Origin of the sequence: Mycobacteroides sp. H003 (genome assembly GCF_001440135.1) — a bacterium.
Lineage (GTDB): Bacteria > Actinomycetota > Actinomycetes > Mycobacteriales > Mycobacteriaceae > Mycobacterium > Mycobacterium gwanakae.
The window spans coordinates 51,919-74,515 of the sequence record NZ_LJYL01000011.1; the positions used below are offsets into that span (position 1 = coordinate 51,919).

Sequence of the window (22,597 nt, forward strand, 5' to 3'; positions counted from 1 at the left end):
AAATATCTCACACACCCTGCGGACGCCAGCCTGGGTCACGTCCCGACATGGCGAGCATGTGATCGAACCGTGGAGCACTGGTGGGAACTGGCTGGCGCGGGCCGAACAAACCCGGAATCCCGTCGTCGGAGGCCAGCGCCCTGATGAATCCATACAAACCCGGATCGGTGCCCTCAGGCAGGTCAAACGGCTGCCCGGTGGCCGCCGCCAAATCCCATCCATGCAGTACCAACTCATCCAGGACCACCATGGCCACCTGGTCATTGGGCATGACAGTGCCCGCGATGGTCGACTGGCCAATCCATGACCGGGGCTGCGCCCAGATCGCCACCAGATCTGCGAGCCGTTGCGGAAGCAACGTCCGCCACTGCGGATCGAGGTCCTCGGTGAACGACGGGCCCGAAAGGTCGATGCCGAGAGCCGCCGCCTCCTTGGGGCGGACGACGTATCGGAACGCCACCGATAAACCCATCAGGTGATTCAGCAGGGCACGGACCGTGAGTTCGGTACACGGAGTCGAGCCGTCCAGCGCCTCATCCGACACCCCCGGAAGAAGCGCCACCACGGCTGTCGCGGCTGGCTGCAGGCTGAACGGAGCACCCATATCGCACATCCTGCCGAAGGATTGCGCGACGGAGGGCGAATCCGGCCGACTAGTCCTTGAACAGGGGGCGAAGAGTGTTGCCGATCAGCTCCACCACGCCAGGCACATGCCCGTTGGCGGTCGCGTTGAGCGTGACAGCATCGATTCCCTGATCGAGAACTCGGGTCTGCACCTGTTCGGCGATCTCGTCGGGGCTGCCCACGAGAGTGCGTCCGAGAACCTGCGCACGGGCCTCCTCGGGGAGGGTTTCCAGATCGATGCCGTTCTTGCGTAGTTGCTCACCGGCGAGTTTCCAGGCTGTCGCCGAGTCGTCGTCGATGAACACCGAGAAAAACGCCGAGGTCTCCAGGGTGGATGGGTCACGGCCTGCTTCCTCGCACCGCTGTCGCAGCACCGACAGCTTGTGTGGGATCTCGTCCAGGGAGCTGAGCAGGTTCAGGTGGTCGGCGTACTTCACAGCCAGCCCGAAGGTCTTCTTCTCGCCGCTGCCGCCGATCATGATCGGAATGTTCGGCCGGAGCCTGGGCTCGTTCATGGCGGTCTCGGTGCGGTAGTACTTGCCCTCGAAGGTGGGTCGCTCACCGCGCAGCATCGGGGCGATGATCTCCAGGGCCTCGTTCAGCCGCTCGAAGCGGTCGGTGAACGTGCCGAACTCGAACCCGAGTTGCTGGTGTTCCAGTTCGAACCACCCCGCTCCGATGCCCAGGATGGCGCGCCCGCCGCTGACGACGTCGAGGGTGGTCACGGCCTTCGCGAGCAGGCTCGGGTTTCGGTAGGTGTTGCCGGTGACCAGCGTCGAGAGCTGAATGGTGCTGGTGGCACTGGCCAACGCGCCCAGGGCTGTGTAGGCCTCGAGCATCGGCTGATCGGGGGTGCCGATCATGGGCAGCTGATAGAAGTGGTCCATCAGGAAAACCGTGTCGAAACCTGACGACTCCGCCTCGCGCGCCTGTCTGACGACGGTGGGAAAGAGCTCGGCCACGCCGGTGCCGTAGGAGAAATTGGGGATCTGATAGCCAAGCCGAATGGTCACCCGATCGAGCCTACGCTCGAACTGCTGCCACGGCACTACGTACGGTCTTGCCTCGCAATGCAATTCGGCGATCTACAGCTGGAGTGCACTCCAGCTGTGTCAGCTGACGCCGGCGGGAACTCCGCGGCTGACATGCAGGGTTTGGCCGGTGATGTGACGCGCCTGCGGGCTGGTGAGGAACAACGCCAACCGTGCGATCTCGGCGCTGACCAGCTCTTGGGCATCCTCGGTGCTGTCAAGGCCGTCGTAGTTGGCGTCGGCCGACTGCCCGGGAGCGATGGTGTTGATGGTGATCCCGCGGGTGCCCATTCGTTCGGCCTGCTCGGCGGTCCACGCCGACAGTGCGGCCTTGGCGGCAGTCGTGGCGCCCGATCGGTCCCGGCTGCCCAGCGTGCACAGATTGACGATGGCCGCGCCGGAACGCAGATGATCGCCGATGGACTGCACCGTCAGCACAGCGGTCAGCACGCTGGACTCGTAGCGAGACAGCCACGCCTCGCCGGTATCGGTGAGGGTGCCCAGATGCGGGCCGGGCTCGCTCCAGACGGGGTTCGGGATGTTCACGATGGCGTCGAGGTGCTGGGGGAACAGTTCGACGTTCTCTTCCAGGCTGTCCGGGTCGGAGTTGTCGCACACGATGGCGTCGACCTCGAGCTCCTTGGCGGCGATTTCCAGCTCGTCGGCATTGGGGCCGGTGATGACTACCCGATGGCCGGCGTTGCGGAATTCCGCAGCCACCGCCCGGCCGACCTCGTTAACCGCTCCGGTTACCAGTACGTCCATGGCGGTACCTTCCTTACCTTCCTGCAAGCCTTACCGATCCGCTTCTGTTGCCAGGCCTGATCAGCTTGATCGTGACACAACCCGGACCTCATACCCCGGATTTCGTGGCCGGGTCGCACGGGTTTGAGCGCCAATATTACTGGACGGTAGCAATACCCACGACCACCACGTATGGCCTCGGCTGGGGCTAGGGTTGTGCCGGTGACCAGCAGAGGGTGGAAAATTCTCGCCGCAGCACTCCTTACGGGTTCGCTGGCCATGTCTGGCTGTGGTTCGCGAACGGCGCCCGAGGGCAGCACAGCGGCCCCGTCGACTGGTTCGGATTCTGCTCCGGTTCAGTTGCACGTGCTGGCCGCGGCGTCGCTGCGCAAGGCCTTCACCGAAATCGGGAAGTCTTTCGAATCGACCCACGCGGGCACGACCGTCGAGTTCACCTTTGCGGGGTCCTCGGATCTGCTCACTCAGCTCACGCAGGGCGCCCAGGCCGACGTGCTTGCCACCGCGGATTCGGCCAACATGGACAAGGCGTGGAAGGCGCACTCGGTGGTCAACCCCGTCGACTTCGCGGCCAACACGCTCACCATCGTCGTCGCCCCCGGGAATCCGAAGGGCATCGCCACCTTCGGGGACCTGGCTCGTCCTGGTCTGGACGTGGTGGTGTGCGCACCGCAGGTTCCGTGTGGTGCGGCCGCCGCGACCGCATCCAAAGAGACTGGGGTGCAACTGAATCCGGTCAGTGAAGAGTCCTCGGTGACTGACGTGCTGAACAAGGTGGTCGCGGGCCAGGCGGATGCGGGTTTGGTCTACGTGACCGATGCCAAGTCCGCCGGCGAGAAAGTCGCCGCGGTCGCATTCCCCGAGGCGCGGTCGATCGTCAACACCTATCCCATTGCGGTGACTGCGAACTCACGCAATCCCGAACGTGCGAATCAGTTCATCGAAACGGTCACCGGGGATGCCGGACACAAGATTCTGGCGGCGGCCGGGTTCTCTGCGCCGTGACACCGGCACCCGGTCTGCCGCGCTGGGTGTATCTGCCGGCGGCCGTTGGGGCAGTGCTCATCGTGCTGCCGCTGCTGGCACTCGTGGTCAAGGCCGACTGGCCTCAGCTCCCCGCTTTGATCACCAGCCCCGCCTCACAGGCAGCGCTGCTGCTCAGCGTCAGGACATGCGTGGCCAGCACGGCGTTGTGCCTGCTGCTGGGTGTCCCGCTGGCCATCGTGCTGGCCCGCGGACCGGCGTGGCTCACCCGCCTGCTGCGCCCGTTGATTCTGTTGCCTCTCGTACTGCCGCCGGTCGTCGGCGGCATCGCACTGCTCTACGCCTTCGGCAAGCTCGGCCTACTAGGCCACTACCTGGACGCCGCGGGTATCCGGATAGCGTTTTCCACGTCTGCTGTGGTGCTGGCGCAGACATTCGTTTCGTTGCCGTTTCTCGTCATAAGCCTTGAGGGCGCGCTGGCCACGACAGGGGAGCGCTACGACCATGTGGCGGCAAGTCTGGGCGCACCACCGACCACAGTGCTGCGGCGGGTGTCGCTGCCGCTGGTGATGCCGGCACTGGTCTCGGGTACGGTGCTGGCCTTCGCGCGTTCGCTCGGTGAATTCGGTGCCACCTTGACCTTCGCGGGATCCCGGCAGGGGGTCACGCGCACACTGCCCCTGGAGATCTATCTGCAGCGCGAATCCGATGCGCAATCGGCCGTGGCGCTCTCGCTGCTGCTGGTGGCGGTGGCGGCGGTTGTGCTGGCCGTTGTGGGAGCCCGGGCCTGGCGCCGCGATGGGTGGCGGCGATGAGTGAGTTGCGATTCGAGGCAGAGCATTCCGGTCGGGGTGTACACGCCGCATTCACCGTTGCGCCCGGAGAGACCTTGGCGATCGTCGGCCCCAATGGGGCCGGTAAGTCCACATTGCTCGGGCTCATTGCCGGACTGCTGCGACCCGACTCCGGTGAGATCCGCCTCGGCGATCACGTGCTGACGAACTGTGCCACAGGCACTTTCGTCCCGACCCATCGGCGACGTACGGCGCTCCTGCTGCAAGAAGCCTTGTTGTTTCCGCACCTGACGGTCGCGCGCAACGTCGAGTTCGGGATGCGCGCCCGGCATCGAGATGAGGTGCCTGCTCTGCGCGATCGCTGGCTGGAATCGGTCGGCGCGCGCGACCTTGCCCGACGCCGGCCGGGCGAACTGTCCGGGGGGCAGGCGCAGCGAGTGGCGATCGCCCGTGCCTTGGCCACCGAACCGGACCTGGTGCTGCTCGACGAGCCGCTCGCCGGCCTCGATGCCGCGAGCGCGCCGGAAATCCGGGCCTTATTGGGCCGGGTGCTGGGCCGCGGTGGCCAGAGCGCTCTGATCGTCACGCACGACATCATGGACGCCGTCGCCATCGCCGACCGGGTGATGGTCCTGGACTCTGGCCACATCGTGGAGCTGGGAGATACCGCGACCGTATTGGCCCGGCCGACCAGCAAGTTTGGTGCCCGGTTCGCGGGTGTGAACCTGATCGCAGGCACCGTGGGCGAGGACGGAGCCCTGCACGCGGACGGCATCGTCATCCACGGCGTGTGGTCCGGCGCCGGCAGTCCCGAGCCGGGCCAGCATGCCGTCGCGGTGTTCGGGCCGCGTGCGGTGGGCGTGCATCTGTCCCCGCCGGGCGGCAGCCCGCGCAACGTCATCGCGGTGGCCGTGTCGACCCTGAGCGCTCATGGCGACAGCGTGGTTGTAACGGCAACCGCGGGGCCCGCGATATTCACGGCACACATCACCGCGGCTGCCGCGGCAGAGCTAAAGCTGGCACCCGAGGAGTCGGCATACTTTGCCGTGAAGGCTCACGAGGTCGTCATTCAGGCGGCGCAGTAGCTGGGGACGGTGATTTCGGTAGCCTTTGAGAGGAAACCTATGTTTGCTTCGGATCAGCCAAACCCCTTGCCGAATCGGGCGCGCCGATTGCCGGATAGGCTTGCACGTGCAGGACAAAACGGTACGTTCATTGGCATGCAGCAACCACGGGCAACTTTGGCCGCCAAGCGGGTGAAACGGGCGCGGGTGATGGCAGCTGCCGTCGCCGTGGCCTCGCTGTCGGGGGCAGGGGCGATAACGCTTGTCGCCGGACCGGCTGATCAGTCGCCGACGTCGGTACGCACGGCGGAAATCAATCTGGTGACCACCGATGCGCCGCCGCCACCCGCAACGCCTGCACCCGGCCAACCGGCACCCAACCCGGAGACTCCGACAACCGTGATGACGCCTCCGGCGTCACCTCCGCCCGGTACTGCCGCACCCACTCCGCCGCCGGCACCCGGTGCGCCGGCAGATGCCGCGCGCGTCAACAATGACCAGGGTGGATTCAGTTATGTTGTGCCCCAAGGCTGGGCGCAAGCGGACGCGCGCAGGCTGACATACGGTTCGGCGCTGCTGACCAACCCAGCGGCGCCAAACGGCAGCATTCTCCTGGGTCGCCTCGATCTGAAGCTCTTCGCGGGCGCCGAGCCTGACAACCAGAAGGCCGCACGCAGGCTCGCTTCGGATATGGGTGAGTTCTTCATGCCGTACCCGGGGAACCGCGTCAACCAGGAAGATCAGAGCTTCGAAGTGGCGGGCATGCCCGCGGCGTCCTCGTACTACGAGGTGAAGTTCGATGACGCCGCCAAGGAGCCCGGTCAGATCTGGGCCGCGGCCGTGGGCAAGGGCAAGGATCGTTGGTTCATCGTGTGGCTCGGCACGGCGGCATCTCCGGTGGACAAGGGAGTGGCCAAGGCCCTCACCGACTCGGTTCGCCCGTGGACCCCGCCCGCTCCTGCCACGCCTCCGGCCGGGCAGCCCGCCGATCCGAACCAGCCGGCACCCGCGCCTGCGGACCCGAACCAGCCCGCGCCTGTGCCTGCCGATCCCAACCAGCCACCGGCTCCTGCGGCACCGGGTGCACCGGCGCCCGAACCCGCTGCTCCGGGGCAGCCCGTGCCACCGCCACCTCCAGCGGCGCCAGCAGCACCCGGGGTTCCGGTCTAACGCTCGGCTAGTTCGGCTCACGCACTGTGCGGTGAGCGCTGACGGTAAGTGTCGGTGAAGGTCGGATTCGGTGCGCCCACGCGATCAGCGTGGGCGCACGTCACCGATGCACTGTGTTTTCGCCGGAAGATGCCGCCTAAGGGCAGCGACTAGCTTTTGGTTTTCCCGGCGATGAACTTGTAGACGACCAGCAGAATCACCGCGCCGACCAGTGCTCCCAGGAAGGCGTGATTGATCGGCGGGGTAACCGTGAACTTGTGAGGGGCGAACACCAGACTTCCCAGCGTCCCGCCGACGTAACCACCGACGATGCCCAGCAACGCTGTCACGATCCAGCCGAAGTTCTCCTTGCCAGGCACGATCAACCGGGCGATCCAGCCAACGATCAGGCCAAGAATGATCATCCAAATGATGTTCAACACCATGTCTAGCTCCTTCGAGTATGCGTACTGAGGAAACGAGCGTCGACCCGCTGCTGATGCTAGTGGAACACTTCGCCCGTCGGCGCTCTAACGGCGCGCTGCGGGGAGATGTCGTTCTCACGCTCGGTGGATCCGTGCGGTGAGGACGCGGTGACAGCCGGATAACCTCGGCGGAAGAATTCGGGAATCTGACTCGCTCACCATGGCGGGGTGACCGAACTCAGCGCGCCGCCCACCGCGCGCCGTGCCGCCTGCTCGTATTGCGGTGTCGGCTGCGGTGTGGTGGTGTGGGCCGAGAGAAGTTCGGCGGGTCCGGTCACCATCGCAACCGTCGAGGGCGACGCCCTGCATCCAAGCAATCAGGGACGCCTGTGCACCAAGGGCGCCACGCACGCCCAGCTGATGGCCGCCGACGGACGCATGACGGCGGCGCATATCCGTCCCGCGCGCGGGACGGAGCCGGTTCCGGCCCCATTGGCGGCGACAACCGCCGAGGCCGGCAGGCGATTACGCCACATCCTCGACACCCATGGACCCGATGCGATCGCCCTGTACGTATCCGGCCAGATGAGCCTGGAGGCGCAGTATCTCGCTAACAAGCTCGCCAAGGGTTATATCCGTACCACGCAGATCGAGTCCAACTCGCGGCTCTGCATGGCCAGTGCGGGAACCGGATACAGCCAGTCATTGGGAGCCGACGGGCCGCCCGGGTCGTATTCCGATATCGAGCAGAGCGATCTGTTCCTCGTCATGGGTGCGAACATGGCCGACTGCCATCCGATTCTGTTCCTGCGCATGGCCGATCGGCTCGGCAGCGGAGCACGGCTGATCGTGGTCGATCCGCGCCGCACCGCCACTGCCGAACGCGCTGATCTGTTCCTGCAGATCACCCCCGGTACCGACCTGGCCCTGCTCAACGGACTGCTGCATCTGCTTGTGGAGAACGGCGATATCGACTCCGGGTTCATCGCCGAGCACACCGAGGGCTGGGCGGGGATGCCGGAGTTCCTGGCCGGTTATCCACCTGTGACGGTCGCGGCTATCACGGGCCTGGCCGAGGACGATATCCGCACCGCCGCCCGGTGGATCGGGGAGGCGCGCGAATGGATGACGTTGTGGACCATGGGCCTCAACCAGAGCACTCATGGCACCTGGAACACCAACGCGATCTGCAATCTGCATCTGGCTACCGGCGCCATCTGCCGCCCCGGCAGCGGACCGTTTTCGCTGACCGGCCAGCCAAATGCGATGGGCGGCAGGGAAATGGGTTACATGGGCCCGGGGTTGCCGGGACAGCGCTCGGTGAAATCCCTCGCCGATCGAGAATTCGTCGAGCGGCACTGGCACCTCGCACCCGGTTCCATCCGCGAGGAGTTCGGCACCGGAACCGTGGATATGTTTACCCAGATGGCCGCCGGCGATATCAAGGCGTGCTGGATCATCTGCACCAATCCGGTTGCCTCGGTGGCTAACCGGCAGAATGTGATCGACGGACTGCGCCGGGCCGAGCTGGTGATCAGCCAGGATGCCTTCCTCGCGACGGCCACCAATGAATACGCCGATGTGCTCTTGCCCGCCGCGCTGTGGGCCGAATCAGATGGCGTGTCAGTCAACTCGGAGCGCACGGTAACGCTGACCAACCGGGCTGCCGACCCGCCGGGGGATGCGCAGCCCGACTGGCGCCTGATTTGCGATGTCGCCCTCGCGATGGGATTCGGCGACGGTTTCGACTACGCGTCAAGCGAGGAGATTTTCGAGGAGATCCGCGGATTCTGGAATCCACGGACCGGATACGACATGCGCGGGGCGAGCTACGCGCGACTGCGTCAAGGCCCCGTGCAATGGCCTTGTCCACCCGAAGATTCGGGGGAGCGGAATCCGATTCGCTATCTCAACGACGGAGTCAGCCAAGGCCTGCATATCGGCGAGGACGGCACTATTCCGCGGCTGGCGTTCCCCACCCCGTCGCGGCGGGCGGTGTTCCACGCCCGTGCCCACCGCGACCCCGCGGAAACCCCCGGTGACGGGTATCCCATGGTCTTGAACACCGGTCGTTTGCAACATCATTGGCATACTCTCACCAAAACCGGCCGCATCAAGACGCTCGAGCGGCTCCATCCGTCCCCGTTCGTGGAGATCCACCCCCGCGACGCCGCCACACTCGGCATCTCCGAAGGCGATATCGTCGATATCGCCTCGCGGCGTGGCACCGCCGAACTCCCGGCGATCATCAGCGACAGGGTCAAACCCGGCAGCTGCTTTGCGCCCTTCCACTGGAACGACGCGCAGGGTCCCGGATTGGCGATCAACGCGGTGACCAACGACGCCGTCGACCCGGATTCGCTACAGCCCGAGTTCAAGGTCAGCGCGGTGATGCTGCGTCCCACCGGACGGAGCGTTGTCCACGAGGTGCTCGACAGGCCGGCACAAGCATTGGGCGACATAGCAATTCTGTGGACATCGCAAACCGGCAACGCCGAGACTGTGGCCACCTCGGTGCACGGGCTGCTGGCGACAGCGGGAATCTCCGCCACACTCACCGCGATGGACGAGTGCGCCCCCGTCGATCTCGGCGAGGTTCGAACAGCCGTACTCATCGCCAGTAGCTTCGGCGAGGGTGGCCCGCCCGATAACGGTGCGCAATTCTGGTCCGCACTCTCCGGAGAGACCAAGCCCCTGAACCGCCTGCGTTATGCGGTGCTGGGGTTCGGCGACCGGGCTTACGCGGATTTCTGTGGTCACGCCAAGGCGCTCGACGCCCGGCTGCTCGAGCTCGGCGCCACGCCGGTACTGGCCCGGGTAGACGGCGAGGCGAATGACCGAGCGCTGATCGCGGCGTGGACCGCGGACCTGCTGGAGGCGATTGGGGATGGCACCGACGCCAGCGTCGAGGCGGTCAGACGATTGCGCAGCGACGGGCTGCCGACGGCCGCGCCGGAACTTTTCACCCGCGACGCGCCGATCCTGGCGGCGTTGTCACACAACGAGGTCCTCTCCGCGCCGGGCTCCGGCAAGGAGGTACGGCGCATCGAGTTCGACCTGACCGGCCACGATGTGGGCTACTCGGTGGGAGATGCTCTCGGCGTCTATCCGACGAACCGCGAGGAAGATGTCCAACGCTGGCTCACTGCAACAGGTTTCGATGCGGAGTTGCCGATCACGATCGACGGGGGCGAGCTGCCCCTGGGTACCGCGCTCGCCAGCCACTACGACATCTGCCGCGTCACCGATGACCTGCTGCGTTTCGTCGCCGAGCGGCGCGGCGACAAACCGGCCATCAAGCTGTTGCGCGGCCCCGACACCGCGACGCGCGAGCGGTGGCTACAGGGCCGTAATGCCCTCGACGTGCTGCGCGAGTTCCCCGTCCGTGCCGGTATCGAGGAGTGGCAACAGGTCCTGATCCGACTCACCCCACGCCAGTACTCGATCTCGTCCAGCCCCTTGGTCAGCCCGAAATCCATTGCATTGACCGTGTCCATCGTCCGGTTCCAGGGGCCCGACGGTTCGGCCCGTGGAGGTGTGGGATCGACCTTTCTGGCCGATCGTGCACAGCGGCTGCCTGTCCCGATCTTTCTGCAGAAATCGCCGCATTTCCGCCCGCCCGATTCCTCGGACACGCCGATGATCATGGTCGGTCCCGGGACCGGTATCGCCCCATTCCGCGGGTTCCTGCAGGAACGCCGTGCTCTGGGCCACTCCGGACCCAACTGGTTGTTCTTCGGCGACCAGCACCGCACCCAGCATTTCTACTACCGCGACGAGCTCGACGGCTTCCTGCGTGATGGCTCCCTGCGCCGACTTGACCTCGCGTTCTCGCGCGACCAGCAAAAACGCATCTATGTCCAGCACCGCATGATGGAGCAGGGGGCACAGATATGGCGGTGGCTCGCTGACGGCGCGCATCTCTACGTGTGCGGAGACGCCAGCCGGATGGCCAAGGACGTGGACAGCGCATTACTGGCCATCGCCCAGAAGCACGGGCGGATGTCGCCCGAAGAGGCTCTTGAGTTTCGTAAGGAGCTCGTCGCCGGGAAACGGTACGTCCGCGACGTGTACTGACCCGTCTCGCGCTATATTCGTCACGCGCGATGGATCTCGCCGGGGCTTGTCCCGAACCGCCACTGATGGCTGATAGTTCCTGTGTTGATGAGTCGTAACACGATGGGACCGAATGTGACAGGTGCGCAGCGCGAAGAGTCCGTGCGACCCCTCCATCTGCGACCGTACGCCCTGCTGTGGGTTTTTCTCGGCGGCGTGTGTGGAACCGCCTTGCGGTATTGGTTCGAGAAGATGTGGCCGGCCACCGGCGCGGCCTGGCCTTGGGGGACCTTTGCGGTCAACCTGACCGGAGCGTTCATCCTCGGGGCGCTGCTGGAAACCCTCACACTGCTGGGCCCGGACGGCGGTTGGCGCCAACGCGCCCGGTTGTTTGTCGGCACGGGCATCTGCGGCGCCTTCACCACGTACAGCGCCTTCGCCCTGGAGATCAGCACTCTCGCCCGCAACGGATTTGCGGGATTGGGCGTGGGGTACGCACTGGTCAGCATCACGGCCGGTCTGGCCGCCGCCATGGCCGGGATAGCTGCCGCCGCCGCGGTCCTGGGGCGGTACTCGGGAGGTTCCGCGTGACGGTTATCGCCGTGATTCTCGCCGGGGCTTTGGGTGCGGTAGCGCGCTTCGTCGTCGATTCCCTCATCAAGCATCGCCGGACCTTCCGCTTCCCATGGGCGACGCTCCTCATCAACCTCAGCGGATCGGCCCTTATCGGCGTGGTGGCGGGCACCGTGATCTTCCACCATTCGTCGTCGGCCCTGCTGGCTGTCGTGGGGACTGGGTTCTGTGGCGGCTATACGACTTTCAGCACCGCCAGTGTGGAATCGGTCAGGCTTCTCGAGCGGCGTGAATGGTCACTCGCCCTGTACAACATGTTCGGCACGCTGCTGGGCACCGTCGGGGCCTGTGTCGCGGGACTAGCGCTGGCGTGGTCGATAGCGTGAGGATGTCACTATGACCGAATCGTCAGGTGTGCACGTGGTAGTCGGATGGGACAGACACCCGCCGAGCACTGCCGCGCTGCGCTTCGGGATCGATATGGCCCGGCGCCTGGGCGCCTGCGTGCACGTGGTGCACATCCTCGATATGGACGACGAGCCGATGGATCTCGACACCGACAGCTGGGAAGCGCAGGCAGGCAACGCTGTTACCGCTGCCGAGGCCGAGGCTGTCGAACAGCTTGCGGGCCAGGAAGTGGCGTGGAAGTATCACCGCGCGCAGGGACCCGCTGCCGCCGCCCTTTTGGGCGTGGCACAGCAGTATGAGGCGATGATGATCATTCTGGGTAGCCCCCGGGGAGGGTTGGCGTCCGCGCTGGATGCGTTGCTCGGGCAGTCGGTGTCGCATCGCCTCATCGGCGCGAAAAGGGTTCCGCTCGTTCTCGTGCCCGCCACCTGACGACTTTCACGGAGCGAACGTTTCTCCTGTAGCCTGACGCGGTGTCTAGCAAATCCGGCCTCCGGTCCGTGGCGGACCTTGGGCCGGTCACGATCGGCGGGGTGACGGTACTGCTACGGCCGCCCCGGCTCGCGGATGGTCCATCCTGGCGGGAGACCGCGCTGGCTTTCACCGAGCGGCTGTCACCGGCGTTCAATCGTGACGACATGGATTGGGAGAGCGCGCATTCTCCGGTTATCTGGGTGGACACCTGGCGTTCGGCGCTTGCCGATGCGCGCGCAGGCGGAGTCTCATACCTGCTGGTAAGGATCGATGACGGCGTCGAGAGAGTCGTTGGGCACTTCTCGATGACCGGCAGGGATCCACGAACCGGGGGCGCCGAGATCTCCAGCTGGGCGGTCGATGTGCCCTCGGCCGTGAGCGGGTGGGCGCAGCTGGTCACGGTGCTGGCTGCCTTTGAGGGAAACCCTGCGATTCCACACGCGTTGGCGCCCGTGGCGGTATCAAACGTGCGCGCAAACAGGTTCTGCGAATCCATGGGCTGGACCCAGCTACAGACACGTCGTGCTCTGCGTAAATACGATGGGCAGATCTCAGACCACAACATGTGGGTGCTCGCCAATACGGCCGAGTACCGAGATTGGGTAAGGCAGCGCCTCACGGAAATCCCCGCCACGAGAACGCTTCTCGCGCCCACCGTGTCCCGCAGGCCGGACGCTGGATACCTCGCCGCGTGGGCCCGATTCGCGGCGATTCGCGTCCGGCAGCGGATCAGTGCCACACTGCGGCCCGCACCGACTGAGTCCTCACTCGAAACCTCCACCACCAATGGGGAAGTGGTGCATATTGCACCGGCTGGTCGCGGGCAGTTCCGGGTGGCGGTGGCTGAGCGCACGGCCGGTTCGATTGATGTCTATACCGATGTCGGCACGTCCACAACGGAATTGGTACCACGATTCGAGCCGTGGGTGTCCCGCGATGCCGGCGCGTGCGCACTGTCCGCACTCGCAAGCCATGTCGCCGCTCGCCCCGGCGGGTCGCGCCGGACGGTCGTTGCGGTCAGCGGCGCGGATGGCACGCTCGCGGACCAGCTTGCCCGCCGTGGTTTTGTCGACGAGGGTGAGGCGCCGGCGACCCTGGGTGACGGTGGTACCGCGCGGCGTATGTGGACGCTGCTGGCGGGCCCGCTTCCAAAATAGACAGCCTGTACTTGGCAATCATCTTCTCGCAGTTGCCGATTAATCGCCATACGCCTGTGCCAAGGTGCGCTACCCTGCCGGGGTGTTCGCAAGCGATCGGCCCACTCCGACATCTCTGGGGCCGGTTGAAATAGACGGTATGACCGTAATGCTGCGCATTCCGCGGCTCTCCGATGGCTCATCGTGGCGGGAAACCAACCTGCGCTACGAAAAGCGGCTGGCACCGGCGTTCAGCCATCCGGACATGCCGTGGTCGACAGCGCATTCGCCGTACATGTGGATTCACACCTGGAAGCAGGCACTCTCCGATGCCGCGCGTGGCTGGGTCTCGTATCTGCTCGTGCACCTCGATGGAGGCCGCGAACACGTCGTCGGCCACTTGGCCATGGCGGGGCGACATCCGCGAACGGGGGGCGCCGAGGTATCAACATGGACGGCCGGTGTTCCACACAGCGTCACCCGGTGGGCGCAGGCATCGCTCATCATCGCCGGATTCGAGGCTGATCCCCGGGTTCCGCACGCGGTGGCGCCGCTCGCGGTGGAGAACATCGCGGTGCAGCGACTTGCCCAGTCGGTGGGCTGGTCGCAGCTACAGACATGCCGCCGATTGCGCATGTACGACGGAAACCCCACCGATCATCAGATCTGGTTTCAGGGCAACACCATCGAGAACCTGGCGGCGTTACGCCGGACGCGAGACGCCCTGTCCGGCAACATCACCAGCTGGACGACGTCAGGGCGCCGCGCGGCGGTTTCCTGGAGCGATCTGCTGGCGCGCGGTCGCTACGAACTGCGCAACTGCAGACGGCGCGTCGCTGCCGATGCGAATAGTTCAGTCGCGGTGACGGTTTCGGGGACATCTCTGGGATCTGTCGAGATCGCTGTCGATCAGGGCAGCTCCACCACGGAGCTCATTGGCAGGCCCCGTCCCGATGTATCTGAGGATGAGCTCACCGCGACCATCGCAGATCTTGCGGGACGCTTGATGGGCGCTCCTTCACCCACTAGGCGGATCGTCGTCGCGGTGCGCGATGAGGATCGGCCCTTGACCGGGGCTCTCGCCGTGCACGGTTTCCGCAACGAGGGGCGCACCCTGCCCACCCTGGGCGACGCATCCACAAACCGACAGTTGTGGGCCAGTGTCAGCGACAACTAGTCGTCACGACCTCGTGCGTATGCCTCCGCCAGCAGTGGCCGGAGCACCTCGGCGAAGGTGTCCTCACCTGGATTTACCACACACACCCATTTGGCGCCGCCGTACTCGGGATGCGGAAGTACCTGGTCGAACTCGGTGTAATCGGGCTGGATCGCTTCGTCCTGACCGGGCACAACCTTGACGAAGGTGTCACCGCTGACGCCGATGTTGAGCCGGTAGACGTGCGGTCGTCCGAGGTCGGAGTACGTATCGAATGCCTCGTTCGACATCAGGGTGATGACCGGCAGCTGACGTTCGGGGCCTTGGAAGAAGAACCAATTGCCCTGTACAACCTCGTGCTGCAGATCCGGGAAGGTCGTGACGATGTATTCGATGATGGCGCCCTCATCCATGACACCGAACCTACCGGCCTAGGCTGCTGACATGTTGCGAGCGGGAATCGTCGTCACGGGTACGGAGGTCCTCACCGGGCGTGTTGCCGACGCAAACGGCCCATGGCTTTCCGAACACCTGCGGGAAGTGGGCGTGGATGTGGCACATATCTGCGTGTGCGGGGACCGCAGAGAAGACCTGACAGCGCAGCTGCGGTTTCTCGCCGATCAGGGTGTAGATCTCATCGTCACATCCGGCGGCTTGGGTCCGACGGCCGACGACATGACGCTGCCGACTGTAGCTGAATTTGCCGGTACCACACTAATTTTCGACGCAACGCTAGAAGCGGCCATCATGAACCGGCTGCGGCCGATCGCGGATCGCTGGGAGAATGTCGATTGGGAAGCACTGCGCGTCGGCATCGCCAAACAGGCGCTTGTCCCGGCTCGGGGCGAGGTGCTTGATCCGGTGGGCACGGCGCCGGGAGCGATCATGAGTGCGGACGGTGTTCTCATCGTGGTGCTGCCCGGGCCGCCGCATGAGCTTCAGCGGATGTGGCCGTCGGCGCTCGACGCCGCGCCTTTCCGGGCGCTCCTCGGCGAGGATGTCACCGCTATCGAGCAGGCCACACTGCGTCTCTATGGAATCACCGAGCCGGATATCGCCGAGACACTGCGCCTTGCTGAGGGCGAGTTGGGAAGCCTTGCCGCGCTGGAGATCACCACCTGCCTGCGGCGCAGCGAGGTCGAGGTGGTCGCCCGCTTCGAGGCCGATGCGCACCCATTATGGACGCGCCTGCATGAGTTCATTCAGACCCGGCATGGAGCGGCACTGTTCTCTGCGGATGGCTCGACCGTCGACGACGTGGTGGCCCGGCTGCTGAACGGGAGGCGCTTGGCGGTGGCGGAGTCATGCACGGCGGGACTGTTGGGCGCTCGCATCGCCGACGTCCCGGGCTCTTCTGCGTACTTCCTGGGTGGGGTCATCAGTTACGCCAATGACGTCAAAATCGGTCAGCTGCAGGTGGATCCGCAGCTACTTGCAGAACACGGTGCAGTATCACCGGAGGTCGCCGAGGCCATGGCGGAGGGCGCGCTGAAGGCGCTGGGTGCTGATATCGCGGTGTCGACGACGGGTGTGGCAGGCCCGGGCGGTGGTACGGCGGAGAAGCCGGTGGGCACGGTGTGTTTCTGTGTCAAGACCTCGGCGGGGGAGAAGGCTGCCCTTCGCGTCGTTATCCCGGGGAATCGCAACCAGATTCGTGAGCGTGCAACCACTGTCGCCCTGCATTTGCTGCGTCGGTTGTTGCAGCGCTAGCGCTACTCGCTGAAGGGCGCCGCCCTGATCAGTAGCGGAAACGCCGCATAGCGAGTCAGCCAAGCCGCACGGCCCGCCGGCACCGCGGCGCCCTCTGCGGCCCAGGCCGCGAGCATGTGCCGCTTGAATTGAAGCCTCGGGTGCCGTTGCAGCAGCTCGTCCACCCACGTGGCGTCGAGGTCGGAGAGCCGTAGACCGAAGACGTCTGTTCCTGCGCCGGCAGAGACGAATCCGCCCGGATCTGCGAGGTTCTCGCTGGCACCGAGAGTGATGTGTGCGGCGATCGCTGCGCCGACCGCCTCCGCGCGGGCTTCCGGCGCCCCTTGATCCCGGACGAACTGCGCGGCACGCTCGCCACCCGCGACGGCGAAGCACCGGCCGGGCGTGGGATGTTCGAGTTGTAGATCGTGCAACAGACTCGCGACGTACACGAGCTCGTCATCGACTGCTACGCCATCGAGCGCGGCCAGTGCCTTCCCGAAGAAGTAGGTGCGGTACGAGTGTTCGAGCACGTGCGGGGTCACCGAATCGCGTGCCTCCTGCTCGGCGGCAAGAGCAAGCGTGGAATCGGGCACTGCGATCGATCCGAGTTCCACTCGCCCCTGCCCGCGGCGGCCGGTGCGCGTCCTGATGGCATCGCCGATCATCGCGGGTAATGCGCGAAACAGGCGTCCGAACAATGCCCGCCGCTGAGCCGACGAGATCTCCCCGCCGGTCTGAGTGGCCCAGTGCCAATCCAATTCGGTCGTCATGGGCTTCAGTCAAGGCGGGTATGTCCCCGAAGGCCAGTGGCATGAATGCCATAGATGCTCCGATTCATGCCATAGTGAGCCATGGGCACCAAGACGGTGGCGGCACTGGCGCTCGACGGCGTCATCACCTACGACCTGGCATGTGCCGTGCAGATGTTTCGCCGGGGGCCGGGGCGTGCCGGTCAGCCGGACGGTTTCGACCTGGTGACCTGCGGCCATCGAGCGGGCAGCGTGTGGACACCGGACGGTTTCAAGCTCGAAGTGGAACACGGTATCGACGCGCTGGAAACCGCCGATATCGTCGTCGTTCCCGCGCGTGCCCCACACGACCGTCCGCCACCGGATGACGTCTTGAGCGCGCTGGTGACTGCGCACGAACGCGGCGCAGTGATCTTCAGTATCTGCCTGGGTGCGTTTGTCCTGGCAGCAGCCGGGTTGCTGGATGGACGCCCTGCCACCACACATTGGGAGTACTGCCAGGACATGCGCACGCTGTACCCACAGGTCGATCTGCGGCCCGATGCGCTGTACGTCGACGACGGGGACATCCTCACCTCGGCGGGGCTTTCCGCGGGGATGGACCTATGTCTGCACGTGCTGCGACGAGAGCTGGGAGCCGCCGCGGCGTCGGAGATGGCGCGGTGGAATGTCATGGCGCCGCACCGCGATGGCGGCCAGGCCCAATTCATCCCGCCCCCAAGGAATTCTCATGATTCGGCTGGGCTCGGTCCGACCTTGAGCTGGGCATCGGAGTATCTCTCCGAGATCGACGATGTATCGGCGCTGGCACGGCACGCACACTTGAGCCTGCGCACATTCAACCGGCGGTTCGGCGAGGAAGTCGGTACGACTCCCAAGCGGTGGCTCGACCTACAGCGCGCCACCCGTGCCCGCGAATTGCTCGAGAACACTGATCTGACTATGGAATCCATTGCTGCACAGTGTGGTTTCGGCAGCGTTACCGCCATGCGGACACACCTGCGCAGGGTCACCGCAACAACACCGAGTGCCTACCGTCGGGCATTCCGGCGGTAGGCGATCACGGTCAGCGCACGACGTGCGGCATCAGGGCATCGGGCGGAATCGCACCGAAGCGACCGGCCTGATAGTCCTCCACGGCCTGGATCAGCTCCGCCTTGGTGTTCATCACGAATGGCCCGTAGGCCACGACACGCTCACGGATGGGCCGCCCGCCCAGCAGTAACACCTCCAATGCCGGGCGGTTCGCGTCTTGTTCCGCATTGGCCTGCACCGAGATCCGGTCACCGGGGCCCAGCACCGCGAGCTGCCCCTGTTCGATCGGGTGCCCCAGTGCCCCCACCGTGCCACGTCCGGAGAGAACGTAGACGAGGGCGTTGAACTCTCGATTCCAGGGCACATTCAACTGCGCGCCCGGCTGGATCGTCGCATGTGCCAATGTGATTGGCGTGTGTGTGCTGCCCGGTCCGTGATGGGGCCCGACGTCTCCGGCGATGATGCGTACCAGCGCACCGCCGTCGGGGGAGCTCACCAGTGTGGTTTGCGCCCCCTCGATGGCCTGGTAGGCGGGCGTCAGGAACTTGTCCCGCGCCGGCAGGTTGACCCAGAGCTGGATGCCATGGAATAGCCCGCCACTCTCCACCAATTCTGCTGGGGGAGTTTCGATATGCAGAATTCCCGATCCCGCCGTCATCCACTGGGTGGCTCCGTCGTGGATGAGCCCGCCTCCACCATGGGAGTCTTGATGGGCGAACCTGCCGTCGATCATGTACGTGACGGTCTCGAAGCCGCGATGCGGGTGCCAATCCGTCCCACGCGGCTCGCCGGGCTCATACTCGACTTCGCCCATCTGATCCATGTGGATGAACGGATCCAACTCGGCTGACGGGACTCCGGCGAACGCACGCACGACGGGAAAGCCTTCGCCCTCGTACCCGCGCGGCCCGCTGGTGATGGACCGCACCGGCCGTTCGGTATCGGCAGGCTCGGGAGCGGGGATGCGCGGCAGAGTCAGGGCGTCCGTTGACGACACAGTGATAGCTGGCATGCAAACCTCCTGTTGAGAGTTCCTATGCCTGCTTAACCGGACTGCGGTCCGCTTTATTCCGGAAGTGTGCTCCCGGTGGCGAGCGCGGTCGACACCGCCGCCGCGACGGTTTCACCGGCGGCCAGCAGGGGCTCGGTGCTGCGCAGCGCCCGGCTCAGCACGAACGCACCTTCCAGGCTGGTGATGAATCCCAGCATGAGGCGTCGGCACATCTCGGGCCTCAAACCCGATCCAGCGATCCGTTCCGCCCCCTGATCGATCCAATCCGTGAAGACGTCGGCGGTGGCACAGCGGAGCGTCTCGTCGGTGCTCGCCACTTCGAGGGCGATGGTGGCGATCGGGCAGGCGTCGGCGTAGTCGGTTGCGACGAGATTGTCCGCTGCGGCCGCGAACGCGATCCGGACGGTGGTCGGCAGGTCTGGACCACCTTCATCGAAGATCGCTAGTACCAGATCGCGGTACATGGCCCCGGCTGTTCGAATTGCCTCGTCCGCCAGTTGCACCTTGCCTCCGGGGAAGAAGTGGTAGATCGACCCGAACGGTGCGGCGGCGCTCTGCGCGATCTGCTTGAGCCCAGTGCCCGTCATGCCCTGCCGTCGGAACAACTCGCACGTGGAGGCAACGATGCGGTCGCGTGTGTCAGCGGGCATGGCGAGTCCTTCGGGGAGTCTTGTATCCGATTGCACAGCATTGTACGGTCCTTACTAGAACGTTCTATCAAGTACGGCCGAGGTGGAGAGCGTGGAGATGGACAAAGTGCTGAAGTACCTGGCGATCCTGACCGGGGTGATCTGCCTGGCCATCGGCCTCTATCACCTCATCGGGGGACCGGGGACCGTCATCGGCGGGGGAACGGTCACCGCGAGCACCGACAGTCAGGAGCGCTTCTTCTCCGGGTTGTTCGCCGTCTATGGTGCGGCATGGATCTGGGTGGCGCGGCGATCGCCCATTCCCGGCGCTGCCATTAGGTTCCTCGCCGCCGGCCTGCTGGTGGGCGCACTTGGCCGAGTGGCATCACTGATCGACTCCGGACAGCCCCATCCATTCTGGATTGTCATGCTCACCGTCGAAATTCTCGTCCCCGCACTGTTTTTCGTGATCGCGGGCGCAGACGAGAAGGCGCGTTGACTTCGTAAAATCAATATGCGAGTTCAGATTTCGCAACCGCTAGAGTGCGTAGTACCGACAGCACAATGTGTTTCTCAAGCACTCTAGGAGGAAGCTATGCGGTTCACCTTCGCCGAGGCCATGACCGATCCGTCGTACTACGTTCCCTTGGCCCGGGCGGCCGAGGCGGCCGGTTATCACGGTATGACCATCGCCGACAGCCTGGCGTATCCCTACGAGTCGGATGCGAAGTATCCGTACACGCCCGATGGGAACCGCGAATTCCTGGAGGACAAACCGTTCATCGAGGCGTTGACGCTCACGGCCGCGCTCGGCGCGGTGACCTCGACGTTGCGGTTCAACATCTTCGTACTCAAACTGCCGATCCGCCCGCCCGCCCTGGTGGCCAAGCAGGCCTCGTCCATTGCGGCACTGACGGGCAACCGTCTCGGGCTCGGCGTCGGTACCAGTCCGTGGCCCGAGGACTACGAGCTGATGAACGTGCCCTTCGCCAAGCGCGGTAAGCGCATGGACGAATGCATCGAGATCATCCGGGGGCTGACCACCGGTGACTACTTCGAGTTCCACGGCGAGTTCTACGACATTCCTAAGACCAAGATGTGCCCCGCGCCGACGCAGCCCATCCCGATCCTCATCGGTGGACATGCCGACGCCGCACTGCGCCGCGCGGCGCGGTGCGATGGCTGGATGCATGGTGGTGGCACCGAGGACTTGGACGAGCTGTTGGTCAAGCTCAACAAATTCCGTGAAGAAGAGGGGACGGCCGACAAGCCCTTTGAGGTCCACGTCATCTCCGTCGACGGGTTCACCGTGGACGGGGTGAAGCGCCTGGAGGACAAGGGCGTCACCGATGTCATCGTCGGCTTCCGCATTCCCTACATCGTCGGGCCGGACACCGAGCCGCTGGAGACGAAGATCAGGAATCTGGAGGGCTTCGCCGAGCACGTCGTCGCCAAGGTCAACCCCTAGCGGTCCCATTTCGTGAGCTGGGCTACCCCCAGCTCACGGAATGCGTCTCGGCGCTGTGCGCGACCGTTGACAGATATTCAACGCAAGCGTTAAATATCAACTATGAGCACACGCCCTAGTTTGGCCTCGGCGGTCGTCTATCAAGACCCGGCGGCAGCACTTGACTGGCTGGAGAAGGCCTTTGGTTTTGAACGATCCATGGTCATCACCGACAACGACGGCAAGATTGAGCATTCCGAGATGCGCTTCGGGGACGGTTACCTCATGGTCGGATCCGAGTGGGACTCCAGCGTCGCCAGCCCAAAGAGTGTGGGCGGTAGATGTACCCAGACGATCCACGTGCAGATCGACAGCGAGATCGACACGCACTGCGAGCGGGCGGAGGCCGCCGGCGCGAAAATTCTCATGCGCCCGGCCGACCAGTTCTACGGCGATCGGGTGTACCGCGCTCAGGATCCCGAGGGGCACGTCTGGACCTTCGGGCAGTCAGTGCGGGCCGTGTCGCGTGAGGACGCCGAGAAGGCCAGCGGTCTGAACATCGAGGGCTGGGTTTGACCCGGCCCTCGCCGCAACTCGCGAGCATTGATCGCACGCTGACTGCACTTGCCGATCCCAATCGGCGAAGAATCGTTGAGGTGCTGCGGGATCAACCGCGTCGGGCAGGGGAGCTGGCGCAAGCCGTTGGCCTGAGTCCCGCAGCGCTCAGCAGGCATCTGCGGACCCTCAAGGCCAGCGAGCTGGTCGAGGAGTCGCACCCGGAGTTCGACGCGCGTGTACGCATCTACACCCTGCGGCCCGCGCCTATGGCAGAACTGAAGGGTTGGCTCGACGAGATCGAGAAGCTCTGGGCTACACAGCTTTTGGCATTCAAGGAGCACGTCGAACGCGAGCCGGGCCGATGACGTCACGAGTGCTGGTATCGCTGCGCGTGGGCGCTACGCCGGCACGTGCATTCGAGGTGTTCGTCAATGACATCGGAATGTGGTGGCGGCCCAACACGCTGTTCCGATTCACCAGGCAACGGAGGGGAACTCTCGCGATAGAACCGGTGCTCGGGGGCCGCTTCGTCGAGTCGTACCCGGACGGCACCGAGTTCGAAATAGGCAGGGTCACCACGTGGGAACCGGGCAGCAGGCTGGGATTCACCTGGCGCCAGGACAGTTTCACCGGGGATCAGATAACGACCGTCGAGGTGAGGTTCGAGCCGGTTGGCGACGAGACCCGGGTGACGGTGGAACATCTCGGCTGGGAGTCCGTGCCGCAGGATCACGTTGCACGCCATACGTTTCCCGATGGGCTGTTCTTGCGGCGCCACGGCGAATGGTGGCAGGACCTTCTGGAATCGCTGCGTGCCCGGGTCGGTGCGTCATAGAGCG

General features: G+C 65.1%; 24 protein-coding genes, 1 pseudogene and 1 riboswitch. Of the genes and pseudogenes, 17 read left to right on the forward strand and 8 right to left on the reverse strand.

The features are described from left to right. Nucleotides 1–7: 7 nt before the first annotated feature. The 3 genes from AOT87_RS08935 to AOT87_RS08945 all read right to left on the reverse strand — a co-directional run bounded on the left by AOT87_RS08935 (nucleotide 8) and on the right by AOT87_RS08945 (nucleotide 2,420). Nucleotides 8–604: a TIGR03086 family metal-binding protein gene (locus AOT87_RS08935; RefSeq protein ID WP_057968273.1), complete on the reverse strand. Its 597-nt coding sequence runs from the start codon at nucleotides 602–604 to the stop codon at nucleotides 8–10. 49 nt (nucleotides 605–653) lie between these two features. Next, nucleotides 654–1,637 carry an LLM class F420-dependent oxidoreductase gene (locus AOT87_RS08940; RefSeq protein WP_057968298.1) on the reverse strand — a complete coding sequence of 328 codons (984 nt, stop codon included), beginning with the start codon at nucleotides 1,635–1,637 and terminating at the stop codon, nucleotides 654–656. A gap of 99 nt (nucleotides 1,638–1,736) precedes the next feature. Next, nucleotides 1,737–2,420: an SDR family oxidoreductase gene (locus tag AOT87_RS08945; RefSeq protein ID WP_030097942.1), complete on the reverse strand. Its 684-nt coding sequence runs from the start codon at nucleotides 2,418–2,420 to the stop codon at nucleotides 1,737–1,739. Nucleotides 2,421–2,591: 171 nt separating this feature from the next. Here AOT87_RS08945 and modA point away from each other — a divergent pair, with 171 nt between their 5' ends. The 4 genes from modA (at nucleotide 2,592) to AOT87_RS08965 (ending at nucleotide 6,429) form a co-directional block, all read left to right on the forward strand. Next, complete coding sequence (gene modA / locus AOT87_RS08950; RefSeq protein WP_057968274.1) at nucleotides 2,592–3,422, forward strand: molybdate ABC transporter substrate-binding protein; 831 nt, start codon at nucleotides 2,592–2,594, stop codon at nucleotides 3,420–3,422. After that, on the forward strand, nucleotides 3,419–4,216 hold the full coding sequence (locus AOT87_RS08955; RefSeq protein ID WP_057968275.1) for an ABC transporter permease: 798 nt from the start codon (nucleotides 3,419–3,421) through the stop codon (nucleotides 4,214–4,216). Before modA ends, AOT87_RS08955 begins: the two co-directional genes overlap by 4 nt. Further along, a complete protein-coding gene (locus AOT87_RS08960) occupies nucleotides 4,213–5,280 on the forward strand; it encodes an ABC transporter ATP-binding protein (protein WP_057968299.1) in 1,068 nt (355 codons plus the stop codon). Before AOT87_RS08955 ends, AOT87_RS08960 begins: the two co-directional genes overlap by 4 nt. A gap of 135 nt (nucleotides 5,281–5,415) precedes the next feature. After that, complete coding sequence (locus tag AOT87_RS08965) at nucleotides 5,416–6,429, forward strand: APA family fibronectin-binding glycoprotein (RefSeq protein WP_057968276.1); 1,014 nt, start codon at nucleotides 5,416–5,418, stop codon at nucleotides 6,427–6,429. Between the two features lie 149 nt (nucleotides 6,430–6,578). Here AOT87_RS08965 and AOT87_RS08970 read toward each other — a convergent pair whose 3' ends face one another. Continuing rightward, nucleotides 6,579–6,854, reverse strand: a complete 276-nt coding sequence (locus tag AOT87_RS08970) for a GlsB/YeaQ/YmgE family stress response membrane protein (RefSeq protein ID WP_030097937.1) — start codon at nucleotides 6,852–6,854, stop codon at nucleotides 6,579–6,581. Nucleotides 6,855–7,136: 282 nt separating this feature from the next. Here AOT87_RS08970 and AOT87_RS08975 point away from each other — a divergent pair, with 282 nt between their 5' ends. The 6 genes from AOT87_RS08975 (at nucleotide 7,137) to AOT87_RS09000 (ending at nucleotide 14,657) form a co-directional block, all read left to right on the forward strand. Further along, nucleotides 7,137–10,910: a bifunctional nitrate reductase/sulfite reductase flavoprotein subunit alpha gene (locus tag AOT87_RS08975; protein ID WP_057968300.1), complete on the forward strand. Its 3,774-nt coding sequence runs from the start codon at nucleotides 7,137–7,139 to the stop codon at nucleotides 10,908–10,910. 16 nt (nucleotides 10,911–10,926) lie between these two features. Beyond that, nucleotides 10,927–10,999, forward strand: a riboswitch (Fluoride riboswitch). 13 nt (nucleotides 11,000–11,012) lie between these two features. Continuing rightward, on the forward strand, nucleotides 11,013–11,480 hold the full coding sequence (crcB, locus tag AOT87_RS08980) for a fluoride efflux transporter CrcB (RefSeq protein ID WP_081343154.1): 468 nt from the start codon (nucleotides 11,013–11,015) through the stop codon (nucleotides 11,478–11,480). Next, nucleotides 11,477–11,848 carry a fluoride efflux transporter CrcB gene (crcB, locus tag AOT87_RS08985; RefSeq protein WP_057968277.1) on the forward strand — a complete coding sequence of 124 codons (372 nt, stop codon included), beginning with the start codon at nucleotides 11,477–11,479 and terminating at the stop codon, nucleotides 11,846–11,848. The genes crcB (AOT87_RS08980) and crcB (AOT87_RS08985) overlap by 4 nt, the downstream gene beginning before the upstream one ends. A gap of 10 nt (nucleotides 11,849–11,858) precedes the next feature. Then, the gene (locus tag AOT87_RS08990) at nucleotides 11,859–12,302 is read left to right on the forward strand and encodes a universal stress protein (protein ID WP_057968278.1); all 444 of its coding nucleotides are present in this window, start codon (nucleotides 11,859–11,861) and stop codon (nucleotides 12,300–12,302) included. A 41-nt stretch (nucleotides 12,303–12,343) separates the two neighbouring features. Continuing rightward, nucleotides 12,344–13,501, forward strand: coding sequence for a GNAT family N-acetyltransferase (locus tag AOT87_RS08995; protein WP_081343155.1), 1,158 nt, complete (start codon nucleotides 12,344–12,346; stop codon nucleotides 13,499–13,501). 139 nt (nucleotides 13,502–13,640) lie between these two features. After that, nucleotides 13,641–14,657, forward strand: coding sequence for a GNAT family N-acetyltransferase (locus AOT87_RS09000; RefSeq protein WP_057970338.1), 1,017 nt, complete (start codon nucleotides 13,641–13,643; stop codon nucleotides 14,655–14,657). Here the strand turns inward: AOT87_RS09000 and AOT87_RS09005 are convergent. Further along, complete coding sequence (locus AOT87_RS09005) at nucleotides 14,654–15,049, reverse strand: DUF6194 family protein (protein WP_057968281.1); 396 nt, start codon at nucleotides 15,047–15,049, stop codon at nucleotides 14,654–14,656. The genes AOT87_RS09000 and AOT87_RS09005 overlap by 4 nt on opposite strands. Nucleotides 15,050–15,080: 31 nt before the next feature. Between AOT87_RS09005 and AOT87_RS09010 the strand changes: the two genes are divergently transcribed. Next, a complete protein-coding gene (locus AOT87_RS09010) occupies nucleotides 15,081–16,346 on the forward strand; it encodes a competence/damage-inducible protein A (protein WP_057968282.1) in 1,266 nt (421 codons plus the stop codon). A gap of 2 nt (nucleotides 16,347–16,348) precedes the next feature. Here the strand turns inward: AOT87_RS09010 and AOT87_RS09015 are convergent. Next, a pseudogene (locus AOT87_RS09015) lies at nucleotides 16,349–17,150 on the reverse strand (HD domain-containing protein). Between the two features lie 29 nt (nucleotides 17,151–17,179). Between AOT87_RS09015 and AOT87_RS09020 the strand changes: the two are divergent. Then, nucleotides 17,180–18,133, forward strand: coding sequence for a helix-turn-helix domain-containing protein (locus tag AOT87_RS09020; RefSeq protein WP_057968283.1), 954 nt, complete (start codon nucleotides 17,180–17,182; stop codon nucleotides 18,131–18,133). Between the two features lie 10 nt (nucleotides 18,134–18,143). Here AOT87_RS09020 and AOT87_RS09025 read toward each other — a convergent pair whose 3' ends face one another. After that, a complete protein-coding gene (locus AOT87_RS09025; protein WP_057968284.1) occupies nucleotides 18,144–19,124 on the reverse strand; it encodes a pirin family protein in 981 nt (326 codons plus the stop codon). 53 nt (nucleotides 19,125–19,177) lie between these two features. After that, the gene (locus AOT87_RS09030; protein ID WP_057968285.1) at nucleotides 19,178–19,774 is read right to left on the reverse strand and encodes a TetR/AcrR family transcriptional regulator; all 597 of its coding nucleotides are present in this window, start codon (nucleotides 19,772–19,774) and stop codon (nucleotides 19,178–19,180) included. A 97-nt stretch (nucleotides 19,775–19,871) separates the two neighbouring features. On the opposite strand from AOT87_RS09030, the gene AOT87_RS09035 reads away from it, so the two are divergent. The 5 genes from AOT87_RS09035 (at nucleotide 19,872) to AOT87_RS09055 (ending at nucleotide 22,593) form a co-directional block, all read left to right on the forward strand. Continuing rightward, complete coding sequence (locus AOT87_RS09035; RefSeq protein WP_057968302.1) at nucleotides 19,872–20,252, forward strand: DUF4345 domain-containing protein; 381 nt, start codon at nucleotides 19,872–19,874, stop codon at nucleotides 20,250–20,252. 96 nt (nucleotides 20,253–20,348) lie between these two features. Next, nucleotides 20,349–21,221, forward strand: a complete 873-nt coding sequence (locus AOT87_RS09040; RefSeq protein WP_030097923.1) for a TIGR03619 family F420-dependent LLM class oxidoreductase — start codon at nucleotides 20,349–20,351, stop codon at nucleotides 21,219–21,221. A gap of 102 nt (nucleotides 21,222–21,323) precedes the next feature. Next, the gene (locus tag AOT87_RS09045; protein WP_057963464.1) at nucleotides 21,324–21,776 is read left to right on the forward strand and encodes a VOC family protein; all 453 of its coding nucleotides are present in this window, start codon (nucleotides 21,324–21,326) and stop codon (nucleotides 21,774–21,776) included. Next, the gene (locus AOT87_RS09050; RefSeq protein ID WP_030097921.1) at nucleotides 21,773–22,123 is read left to right on the forward strand and encodes a metalloregulator ArsR/SmtB family transcription factor; all 351 of its coding nucleotides are present in this window, start codon (nucleotides 21,773–21,775) and stop codon (nucleotides 22,121–22,123) included. Before AOT87_RS09045 ends, AOT87_RS09050 begins: the two co-directional genes overlap by 4 nt. Further along, the gene (locus tag AOT87_RS09055; protein WP_057968286.1) at nucleotides 22,120–22,593 is read left to right on the forward strand and encodes an SRPBCC domain-containing protein; all 474 of its coding nucleotides are present in this window, start codon (nucleotides 22,120–22,122) and stop codon (nucleotides 22,591–22,593) included. The genes AOT87_RS09050 and AOT87_RS09055 overlap by 4 nt, the downstream gene beginning before the upstream one ends. The last annotated feature ends 4 nt before the right edge of the window (nucleotides 22,594–22,597 follow it).

What these genes read in the sequence shown, in the direction of transcription:
- AOT87_RS09020 (WP_057968283.1), top strand. Translation starts at nt 17,180, where the DNA reads ATGGGCACCAAGACGGTGGCGGCACTGGCGCTCGACGGCGTCATCACC.
- AOT87_RS08970 (WP_030097937.1), bottom strand. Translation starts at nt 6,854, where the DNA reads ATGGTGTTGAACATCATTTGGATGATCATTCTTGGCCTGATCGTTGGC.
- AOT87_RS09025 (WP_057968284.1), bottom strand. Translation starts at nt 19,124, where the DNA reads ATGCCAGCTATCACTGTGTCGTCAACGGACGCCCTGACTCTGCCGCGC.
- AOT87_RS08945 (WP_030097942.1), bottom strand. Translation starts at nt 2,420, where the DNA reads ATGGACGTACTGGTAACCGGAGCGGTTAACGAGGTCGGCCGGGCGGTG.
- AOT87_RS08965 (WP_057968276.1), top strand. Translation starts at nt 5,416, where the DNA reads ATGCAGCAACCACGGGCAACTTTGGCCGCCAAGCGGGTGAAACGGGCG.
- AOT87_RS09030 (WP_057968285.1), bottom strand. Translation starts at nt 19,774, where the DNA reads ATGCCCGCTGACACACGCGACCGCATCGTTGCCTCCACGTGCGAGTTG.
- AOT87_RS08960 (WP_057968299.1), top strand. Translation starts at nt 4,213, where the DNA reads ATGAGTGAGTTGCGATTCGAGGCAGAGCATTCCGGTCGGGGTGTACAC.
- AOT87_RS09045 (WP_057963464.1), top strand. Translation starts at nt 21,324, where the DNA reads ATGAGCACACGCCCTAGTTTGGCCTCGGCGGTCGTCTATCAAGACCCG.
- AOT87_RS08935 (WP_057968273.1), bottom strand. Translation starts at nt 604, where the DNA reads ATGGGTGCTCCGTTCAGCCTGCAGCCAGCCGCGACAGCCGTGGTGGCG.
- AOT87_RS09010 (WP_057968282.1), top strand. Translation starts at nt 15,081, where the DNA reads ATGTTGCGAGCGGGAATCGTCGTCACGGGTACGGAGGTCCTCACCGGG.
- AOT87_RS09005 (WP_057968281.1), bottom strand. Translation starts at nt 15,049, where the DNA reads ATGGATGAGGGCGCCATCATCGAATACATCGTCACGACCTTCCCGGAT.
- AOT87_RS09040 (WP_030097923.1), top strand. Translation starts at nt 20,349, where the DNA reads ATGCGGTTCACCTTCGCCGAGGCCATGACCGATCCGTCGTACTACGTT.
- AOT87_RS09000 (WP_057970338.1), top strand. Translation starts at nt 13,641, where the DNA reads ATGACCGTAATGCTGCGCATTCCGCGGCTCTCCGATGGCTCATCGTGG.
- crcB (WP_081343154.1), top strand. Translation starts at nt 11,013, where the DNA reads ATGGGACCGAATGTGACAGGTGCGCAGCGCGAAGAGTCCGTGCGACCC.
- AOT87_RS09055 (WP_057968286.1), top strand. Translation starts at nt 22,120, where the DNA reads ATGACGTCACGAGTGCTGGTATCGCTGCGCGTGGGCGCTACGCCGGCA.
- AOT87_RS08990 (WP_057968278.1), top strand. Translation starts at nt 11,859, where the DNA reads ATGACCGAATCGTCAGGTGTGCACGTGGTAGTCGGATGGGACAGACAC.
- AOT87_RS09035 (WP_057968302.1), top strand. Translation starts at nt 19,872, where the DNA reads ATGGACAAAGTGCTGAAGTACCTGGCGATCCTGACCGGGGTGATCTGC.
- modA (WP_057968274.1), top strand. Translation starts at nt 2,592, where the DNA reads ATGGCCTCGGCTGGGGCTAGGGTTGTGCCGGTGACCAGCAGAGGGTGG.